Origin of the sequence: Acinetobacter sp. 226-1 (assembly GCF_030329325.1) — a bacterium.
Classification (GTDB): domain Bacteria; phylum Pseudomonadota; class Gammaproteobacteria; order Pseudomonadales; family Moraxellaceae; genus Acinetobacter; species Acinetobacter sichuanensis.
Genome location: NZ_JACANU010000008.1, coordinates 133,928 through 142,272, shown reverse-complemented (window position 1 = coordinate 142,272; position 8,345 = coordinate 133,928). Strand labels below are relative to the sequence as shown.

The 8,345-nt window shown below is 39.4% G+C and carries 8 protein-coding genes and 4 tRNA genes; all 12 read right to left on the bottom strand.

The genetic code is table 11. From position 1 onward, the window contains the following. A partial coding sequence (locus tag HX124_RS13135) for a GTP-binding protein (RefSeq protein WP_087553676.1) occupies window positions 1-107 on the bottom strand: 107 nt, incomplete at its 3' end. A 144-nt stretch (window positions 108-251) separates the two neighbouring features. Next, window positions 252-326, bottom strand: a tRNA-Thr gene (locus tag HX124_RS13130). Window positions 327-338: 12 nt separating this feature from the next. Then, window positions 339-414: transfer RNA gene (locus HX124_RS13125), tRNA-Gly, on the bottom strand. 36 nt (window positions 415-450) lie between these two features. Then, window positions 451-534, bottom strand: a tRNA-Tyr gene (locus HX124_RS13120). A 54-nt stretch (window positions 535-588) separates the two neighbouring features. Beyond that, window positions 589-664 (bottom strand) — tRNA-Thr (locus HX124_RS13115). Between the two features lie 98 nt (window positions 665-762). Further along, entirely contained in the window at window positions 763-2,256 is a 1,494-nt protein-coding gene (gene trpE / locus HX124_RS13110) for an anthranilate synthase component I (protein WP_286383315.1), read from the bottom strand. Between the two features lie 120 nt (window positions 2,257-2,376). Then, window positions 2,377-3,045 (bottom strand): HAD-IA family hydrolase, encoded by a 669-nt coding sequence (locus tag HX124_RS13105; RefSeq protein WP_286383316.1) that lies wholly within the window; start codon window positions 3,043-3,045, stop codon window positions 2,377-2,379. Window positions 3,046-3,144: 99 nt separating this feature from the next. Continuing rightward, window positions 3,145-3,867 (bottom strand): FHA domain-containing protein, encoded by a 723-nt coding sequence (locus HX124_RS13100; protein WP_286383317.1) that lies wholly within the window; start codon window positions 3,865-3,867, stop codon window positions 3,145-3,147. Between the two features lie 118 nt (window positions 3,868-3,985). Then, window positions 3,986-6,199 carry a type II secretion system secretin GspD gene (gene gspD / locus HX124_RS13095; protein ID WP_286383318.1) on the bottom strand — a complete coding sequence of 738 codons (2,214 nt, stop codon included), beginning with the start codon at window positions 6,197-6,199 and terminating at the stop codon, window positions 3,986-3,988. A gap of 41 nt (window positions 6,200-6,240) precedes the next feature. Beyond that, window positions 6,241-7,101, bottom strand: a complete 861-nt coding sequence (locus HX124_RS13090; protein ID WP_286383319.1) for a type II secretion system protein N — start codon at window positions 7,099-7,101, stop codon at window positions 6,241-6,243. Between the two features lie 2 nt (window positions 7,102-7,103). Further along, window positions 7,104-7,847 (bottom strand): type II secretion system protein N, encoded by a 744-nt coding sequence (gene gspN, locus HX124_RS13085; protein ID WP_107008503.1) that lies wholly within the window; start codon window positions 7,845-7,847, stop codon window positions 7,104-7,106. A gap of 162 nt (window positions 7,848-8,009) precedes the next feature. Next, a complete protein-coding gene (locus HX124_RS13080) occupies window positions 8,010-8,336 on the bottom strand; it encodes an H-NS histone family protein (RefSeq protein ID WP_107008504.1) in 327 nt (108 codons plus the stop codon). Between the last annotated feature and the right edge of the window lie 9 nt (window positions 8,337-8,345).

Sequence of the window (8,345 nt, the reverse complement as noted above, 5' to 3'; positions counted from 1 at the left end):
CATACAGTTGCAATCGCAGCAGTTAAAGTTGTTTTACCATGGTCAACGTGACCAATTGTGCCCACGTTTACGTGTGGCTTATTACGTTCAAACTTAGCCTTAGCCATTTGTTCTTCCTCGTTTATGCCGAACACGAGTTAAACAACTCAGCATCGACAATCATCTAAAAAATTAGACACCTAATACTTGAAAAGCAGACTAATAAGCCTGCTTTTTAATAACTGGTGTAGATTACTCTACTAAACTGTATCTGGAGCTCTTATCGAGATTTGAACTCGAGACCTCTCCCTTACCAAGGGAGTGCTCTACCACTGAGCTATAAGAGCAATCATCTTCGATGGAGCGGGAGACGAGGGTCGAACTCGCGACATGTAGCTTGGAAGGCTACCGCTCTACCAACTGAGCTACTCCCGCTTAATGTTGGTAATTAACCACTTCAATCGAAGTTAATGGTGGTGGGAGAAGGATTCGAACCTTCGAAACTTTCGTGGCAGAGTTACAGTCTGCTCCCTTTGACCGCTCGGGAATCCCACCTTTACACTTACTTTCAGTGTTGAACCTTTACTACTTTAACCTACAACCTTAAGATGGTGCCGGCACACGGATTCGAACTGTGGACCTACTGATTACAAGTCAGTTGCTCTACCAACTGAGCTATGCCGGCGTTTCTTAGTGTTTCGTACGTTTCGTATCGGAACGGTGTGCAGTTTAGCAAAAACTCAAAACCTTGCAAGTGTTTTTTTAAAAAAAATCGTTAAAAACCTATAAAATCAATCCATTTGATGATAATTCAACCGCTTTGATCACTGCGCGAGCTTTTATTTGGGTTTCATTCCACTCAGATTCAGGATTTGAGTCATAAACTAGACCTGCTCCAGCCTGAACATAAACCTTATTTTCACGAATTACACAGGTTCGAATCGCAATTGACATGTCCATTTCACCATGCCAGCCTAAATAACCAACAGCACCACCAAAAATTCCACGTTTTACAGGTTCAACTTCGTCAATAATTTCCATAGCACGAATTTTTGGCGCACCAGAAAGGGTTCCTGCTGGGAAAGTTGCCTTAAAAACATCCAATGCATCAATATCATCCAATACTTCACCTTGAACATTGGAAACTATGTGCATGACATGTGAATAACGCTCGATCACCATTTGATCAGTCACTTGCACTTTACCAATTTTAGAAACACGACCAATATCATTACGCCCCAAATCGATCAGCATTAAATGTTCAGCAATTTCTTTTTCATCGGACAATAAATCTTTTTCAAGTGCCAAATCTTCTTCTTTGGTTTTGCCACGTGGTCGTGTGCCTGCCAATGGACGCACTGTTGCAATGCCATTTTCAAGACGAGAAAGAATTTCAGGTGATGAACCGACAATATGAAACGGTTTTTGATCGGTCAGGGTTTGCCCTTGCACCAAGAACAAATATGGTGAAGGATTCAAATGACGTAAAGCACGATAGACCTGCAAAGCTTCACCATCAAAATCAGACACCATACGATGCCCAGGTACCACCTGCATCACATCTCCTGCCCGAATGTATTCTTTCACCGTTTCAATCGATGCCAGATAGTTTTCTTTACCTGTCAATGATTCAAAATGTGGTGCAGTATGCTTATGCGCTTGTAAACTAATCGGTGTTGCCAATAGCGCCTCTAATTCATCGAGTTGCTGCTGAGCCTGATGATAAGCGTCCGCATTATTAACATCAGCATGTACAATCAAAAACAGCGTATCTTTTAAATTATCAAAAACAATCACTGTTTTGGACAGCATCATCCAAAGGTCAGGTAAACCGACTGGATCTGCTTCAGGTACATTTTTCAGTCGTGGTTCGATATAGCGTACTGAGTCATAACCAAAATAGCCCACCAAACCACCTGTAAACTGTGGCAAGTCAGGTGTAAGTGCATGTGGCGGAACTTTGAATTGTGCCTGAAAATCACGAATATATTGAAAAGGGTCAGCGCAGTGTTGTGTACTCAGACTGCCATCTGCCGCCTGAATTGTCAGTTGCCCTTCATTGCAGGAAAAAACAGTCGACTCACCCAAACCAATAATGGAATAGCGCGCCCAATTCTCCCCACCCTCTACAGACTCAAATAGATAAGCCTGTTTGTGGTCTTTTAAACGTGCAAAAACCGACAGTGGCGTATCTGTATCGGCAAGACGCTGGCGATAAACCGGGATCAGGTTATAACCGGTATTTTTCAGTTGTTCAAATTGCATTGCAGTTGTCATAAGGAATCTCTTTATTTTCGATTAAGCTAAGTTTTTAAAAGTTGACTTAGTGACGCCATCGAAAAACACACTTACTGTTCATTCCTGTTCCTTTTTCGCAATGATTTCAATATATTCAAATTAAGCCAACAATTCAGTCAGATCATCCACCACTTGCTGCGGTTGACAAAGCTGAATATCTTCACCGTGATTATAGCCATAGCTGACCACAATACAATCAATCTCAGCACGACGTGCGGCTTCCACATCATTGCTTGAGTCACCAATCATTAAAGTTTTTTCAATGGAAGATTGATAGTGTTCAACACAATAATTTAACTGAATTGGATCGGGCTTACGTTTTTCGAAACGATCTCCACCAATTACGTCAACAAAATAATGATCCATTTTCAATTCTTGTAAAATTTTTCGTGCAGGTTGTTCGGGTTTATTGGTCACACAAATTAATTTCTTATCATTTGCAATGCCCCAATCCAAAAACTCAAGAATGCCCTGAAATGGTCGTGTATCCACACAAGGTTCAGCATTATAAATTTCTAAAAATGTACTTAATAATTGTTGATGCAGTTCGGGATCGACCTCACCTTTTAAATATTTCAATGTGCTTTCACAGAATAATGCCGTGCCTTTACCAATCCAGACACGAACCTGTGCTTCAGTCACTTGAGGTAAATTTAAACGAGCAAGGCTTAAATTCATGGCACGATATAAATCAAATGCCGAATCGACCAATGTTCCATCCAAATCAAATAAAATCAGGTCACGCTGATCCAGTTTTGCTACATTCATGACTTCCCTCTTTATCATTAACTTTGATCATTTATCATTTAAAACACATAAAACAAAGGCATGCGAGTGGCATGCCTTGATTGTAGGTGCAAACAAGGCTTATTTAAAGAATAGCCAAGCAATAACCGCCAAAATCACCAAAGTAATAATCGTAAACAATCCAACCGAAGCATTTTTCTTTTCTTCTGTCTGCTGATCTGCAACTGATTGAGTTTCTGGAATAGCAACTGGTGCAGGCTCTGGTTGAGCATGAACATCAATCCCTTGTGGAATAGGTGCAGGTTTTGGTACACCCACACTGGTTGGCATACCATCACGGGTTAATTGCACACCTGCATCACGTGCAGATAGCTCAGGCATTCCCTGCTCACTCATTTGCTCTGCAGGTGTTTTTTCTTTCACAACATCTATTGTTTTTTCAATCTCAGATGTCGCGATTGCTTCAGCAGGTTGCACGATTACAGTCTCTTTTTGCTCAACAGCAGGAGATTCTACTGGTTCAGAAACTTTTTCTGCCTGTTGTGGCTGTGCTTCCGAGGCATAAACGTGAAACTTAATACTGGCAAATTGCACAACATCATTATCTTTCAGTAATTTTTGATCATCAACACGGATATCATTTACAAATGTACCATTCGATGATTTTAAATCTTGAACCCAAAGTGCATCATCTTTTATTAAAAAAGCTGCGTGTCGACGAGAAATCTCTGCCGATTGCAATAAAATATCTGCATCTTGATGACGACCAACAAGCATATCTCGGTCAATTGAGATTTCATTTTCGCCAAGTTCTGCGGTTATTGCCTTTAATTTCCAAGTCATGATGATCTTCTCATTCTGATTCGAAAGCATATTAACATGTCAAAATCAGTTTTTAATAATTTTAACGCTTTGTCTGTAAAAACCATTTTTCAACATATAAGGAATATGCACCCAAATTTTAATTTACTGATTTTTTCTGAATCGCAGGTTCATCCACTGCCATTGGTGTTGTAATCACTTGGTTTTGACCACCTGAAGGCACTTGCTGATAGTTTTGTACAGTAGGCTGAATAATTTTTGGCTGATTTTGTGGGTTAGAGGTTAAAGGCAAACGCTGTTGAAAAACGTCATCGACATTGGCAGGCAATTTGGCAAAATTACCATCTTTATCCATTGCCAATTGTAAACTATATAGTTGGTCATAACGTTGCTGACCCACTCTACGCATATCACCACTATCACTGACAATAGTTGGATGAATAAATACTAAAAGATTACGCTTAACATTCGATTTACCATCTGACCTAAATAAACGCCCTAAACCAGGAATATCTCCCAAAAATGGTACAGATTGACGTGAGTGTACAGTGTCGTCAGAAATTAACCCTCCCAAAACCACAGTTTGACCATGATCCGCCAATACTGAGGTTTTTATTGAGCGTTTGCTTGTCACAAGATCTTGTGCTTGACCTTTATCAGCCACAGCAGAAACTTCTTGCTCCACCTCAAGGCGAATAGAGCCACCCTCACCAATATGCGGAATCACTTTAAGGGTTACACCCACATCTTTACGCTCAATAGAAGTATATGGGTTGGCTGTACCACCCGTTGTAGATACTGAACCTGTGACAAAAGGTACATTTTGACCCACAACAATATAAGCTTCTTCGTTATCCATCGTTAAAATAGAAGGCGTAGACAGTAAGTTTGATTTTGTGCGATCTTTTAATGCTTGAATCAAAGCACCATATAATCTACGAGAGCCATTCGCCCCTTCTTTATAATCACCTAAAACCAAAGAAGTACCAGAACTCCCCAATGCACCCGCTGCACCCGCTGCACCGCCTGTTAAATAACCTGCAGCAATCTTGGATAAACTTGAACCAATATTGTCAAAACTCATCAAGCCTATACCACTACTTAGATCGCCCATTGCCCATTGCACACCCAATTGATCTGTATCGTTTCCCTCGACCTCGATAATTGTTGCTTCAATTAAAACTTGTTGGCGACGCACATCAAGTTGCTGAATTGCAGCATCTATTTCACGCATTAATTGTGGGTCAGCTTTCACGACTAATGCATTTTGTGAGCTATCAGCAATAATACTGACCCCATTGGCATTAAAACTGGTGATATTATCTTGATTATTATTAGATGAATTACCACTTAAATTAATTGAAGAACCTGAAGCTGAGGAGTTACTCGAACTGCTTGAAGTATTTGAGTTATTATTGATTAAACTACTCATTGAATTATTACTGGTGCTTGAACTACTGTTATTTGAGGTTGAATTAACCGCCTGTCCAGTCACTAAGCCTTGTAAAATTTCTGATAAATTTTTAGCACTTGCGTATTTTAATTTAAAGACTTTTAAGCCACCCAAACGATCTGCCGATGGTACATCTAACATTTCTACCATTTGACGTAAACGTTTACGTGACGTTGGATCACCTTTAAGCAAAATACGATTGGTACGCTTATCCGCAATAATTCTGACTCGTGAACCTGCAAAGTCCTTTGATGCGCCTGTTGCAGCCATAGAGTCTAATAGCGTAATGATTTCTTCAGCTTGGCTTGACTGTAATGTGATCGCCTCAATATCATTTTGACCCGTACCATCTAAATTACGAATAATCGTTTCAAGCTGATAAATATTCGCAGCACGGTCAGAAACAATCAGGGCATTGGTTCCCTGAATTGCTGCCATATGTGCAAATTGAGGCATGAGTGGGCGCAAAGCAGGAATTAAATCATTTGGATTGGTATTTTCTAGCCAAATTACGCGTGTTACGACCTGATCACCACGTGCATTATTACGTGGATCATAAGCAACACCTGAACTTCGCACATTACTGTCTGGAACTAAACGTATCGAATTTCCAGAGGGAATCGCCACCACGCCATTTACATTTAAAACACCTAAAAATAAGTCATATACTTCATTTTTATTGAGTGGCTTATTTGAAATCACGGTTACATTGCCACGCACACGGGGATCAACAGCAAAATTTTTACCTGTAATATCGGCAACTTCATTAATAAAAGCTGTTAAATCAGCATCACGTAAATTAATTTTCCATGTCTGTGCATAGGTTGCTGTACTAATAACCGTCATTAAAGGAGCTGCTGCAACGAGTGCCCAAACTGGTCGATGATTCAAAAAAGCCATAACTTATTATCTTTCCTAATTTTATTTGTAGCTCTCATCACTTACAAACTTTGCTGAATGGTCATCACCTGATCACCACGCTTAATTTCAATTCTTACTTTACCGTCACGTTTTGCTTGTTCTAACAGTTGTATATCACTTTGTCCTTGACCTACTGTTTGTCCATTCAGTGAAATAATGCGATCACCTGAGCGGAGTCCAAGTTTATTCCTTAACGCGGGTGGCGTTTGATCAGTCACTTCATAGCCCTGACCACCTTGAGTATTTACACCCAGATTTTTTAAATATTGGTCTTTGTCTTGACTCATTTTTTCAATTGCTTGACTCAGAGCCGTTTGACTATTGTTTGGTTGCGCTGCTTCTTGGGACATTTCTGGTGCAACTTGCGCAGGAGGAATATTCGATGAACCCGTTTGGTTTGGCTCTATCGGTTGATATAAATTTCCTAAACTTGCAAATTTTAACTCACGTGTCGCGCCATTTGCTTGTCGTAAAACCACTCGATCCCAATAAACTTCAGAAAGTTGATAACCACTATTTTCAATGTTTTGCCCAACAATAAAACGATCTGCTGTTTCATTAATTTTAATGACAGCCGATGAGTTTCTACTTGGATAACCAACAACTACACCTTGCAATTGCATTGCAATGCTTTCATCTACCTGAGAATCAGCTTTATTTGCCTCATAAAACAATGCAAAACTTGAAATATTAGGTACTTGTGGTTGTTGCGATCCTAATTGTACATTTTCTGGTTGCATGGTTTGTGGTGGGGCAATCGTCCACCAAAACATTGCAGCTAATTTCCAGCATAAGGCTAAAATAAGTAATAACAAAACAACAGGTGCAAGTTTATCTAATTTTTTCCAAGAAATTTGTTCTAAGCGCTCTTGTATATTCATCGTTATGACCCTCCTTGTAATAAGGGCTGACGACTACTAATGACATACGTATCTAGTCCTGCTTTACCATCATAAGAAGGTACATTTAGCAAAAAGCGCTGAGTAAGTTGCACATCTAACATCATGCTTGGGTCTAAGGTGATATTGACCATTTTTTGGCTACGCTGATCTTGAATATCAAAAATAAGCTTGCCTGATTCATCTTTTAATTGACCATTCAGAGAAGGCATATTCATGCGGTCTTGGCGTTGTGCATAGGTATAAATCAGCTCACCACCTGCCCACTGTAACTGACCATCACTTTCACTAAAGCCTGCATCTTTTTTAAATTTAAAACCAACATCTTTGAGTTGAATTGCATTTGTCGGCCATTGCCAATCGACTATTGTTTTTAGTGTTTCAGGCGCAATTTGTCCTGTCATATTTTTAACAGTCAAACGCTGCCCTAAACCATAAGCCACAACACCTGCTAATTGGGTCTGTCCACTATGGATTTCGACGTTTGCCCCAGCACGTAATAAAATTAAATCAAATGGTCGAGTGCGCCATGTCACTGAACCACGTAGATTATCTTTGTGCCAATCTGCTTGTCCTTGCCAAATATTGCCACTGACATTTTGTAAAGTTTGATTATTTTTATAAAATTTTGAAATCAACCATGTCGCTGGAACTTGCAATAAAACAAAAATTAAAAAGGCAACAACGCCAACAATCCACCATGTTATCTGTTTTGATTTTTTATTCATCTAGCCATACCAACATATTCATTTATTCTTCCATGCAAGATGATGCGCAAACTACACATTATGCATAATTTTTGAATATCTCCAATTGACTCTGATAAAAAAACCAAGCAGTTTTGCTTGGTTTTTAAATTTTAGGGACTTTGAATGACACTTAGATGAAGGTTAGATCAAGAAATCTTCTAATTTAGCGCCTTTTTCAATTTCAGCAACCAACCAACGAGGTTGTTTACCACGCCCTGTCCAAGTGTCTGAAGCATTGTTTTTATTACGATAACGTGGCTCTACTGCTTTACGCGTGGTTTTTTTACGTTTATGTGAACCATACTCAATGAACTGTTCTAAAGTTAGACCAACAGCTTCAGCAATTTCCATAATTTTATTATAAGCATCTTCGATCTTTTGATCTTTTTTTGATTCAATCAATGCTTCAGCTTGCGCTGTTAAACGCTCTAACTCTTCTACTGAAAGACCACTAATATCCTGCATCATATTAACTCC

What these genes read in the sequence shown, in the direction of transcription:
- gspD (WP_286383318.1), bottom strand. Translation starts at nt 6,199, where the DNA reads ATGGCTTTTTTGAATCATCGACCAGTTTGGGCACTCGTTGCAGCAGCT.
- HX124_RS13090 (WP_286383319.1), bottom strand. Translation starts at nt 7,101, where the DNA reads ATGAATATACAAGAGCGCTTAGAACAAATTTCTTGGAAAAAATTAGAT.
- HX124_RS13080 (WP_107008504.1), bottom strand. Translation starts at nt 8,336, where the DNA reads ATGATGCAGGATATTAGTGGTCTTTCAGTAGAAGAGTTAGAGCGTTTA.
- HX124_RS13100 (WP_286383317.1), bottom strand. Translation starts at nt 3,867, where the DNA reads ATGACTTGGAAATTAAAGGCAATAACCGCAGAACTTGGCGAAAATGAA.
- HX124_RS13105 (WP_286383316.1), bottom strand. Translation starts at nt 3,045, where the DNA reads ATGAATGTAGCAAAACTGGATCAGCGTGACCTGATTTTATTTGATTTG.
- gspN (WP_107008503.1), bottom strand. Translation starts at nt 7,847, where the DNA reads ATGAATAAAAAATCAAAACAGATAACATGGTGGATTGTTGGCGTTGTT.
- trpE (WP_286383315.1), bottom strand. Translation starts at nt 2,256, where the DNA reads ATGACAACTGCAATGCAATTTGAACAACTGAAAAATACCGGTTATAAC.